Source organism: Limimaricola sp. G21655-S1 (assembly GCF_027213785.1).
Classification (GTDB): domain Bacteria; phylum Pseudomonadota; class Alphaproteobacteria; order Rhodobacterales; family Rhodobacteraceae; genus Limimaricola.
Genome location: NZ_JAPWGO010000255.1, coordinates 1 through 267 on the forward strand (window position 1 = coordinate 1; position 267 = coordinate 267).

The following is a 267-nucleotide window of genomic DNA, read 5'->3' on the forward strand; positions in this document are numbered from 1 at the left end:
CTACCCCTGAGCTACATGAGCTTCACATACAAACCATTCAACAACTTGGAGCGGGTGAAGGGAATCGAACCCTCGTCGTAAGCTTGGAAGGCTTCTGCTCTACCATTGAGCTACACCCGCCTACGATCCGGACGACTTCACAATCTTGCCGCCAAGATGCATAGCAACTGGTGGGGGGAGAAGGATTCGAACCTTCGAAGGCAGAGCCGTCAGATATACAGTCTGTTCACTATGGACCCTCGGGAACCCCTCAACAAATGAGAGGCG

Annotated in this window: 1 tRNA gene; it reads right to left on the reverse strand. The window is 52.8% G+C overall.

Annotated elements, in window-relative coordinates:
• Positions 1–46: 46 nt before the first annotated feature.
• Positions 47–120: transfer RNA gene (locus tag O4G76_RS20670), tRNA-Gly, on the reverse strand.
• Between the last annotated feature and the right edge of the window lie 147 nt (positions 121–267).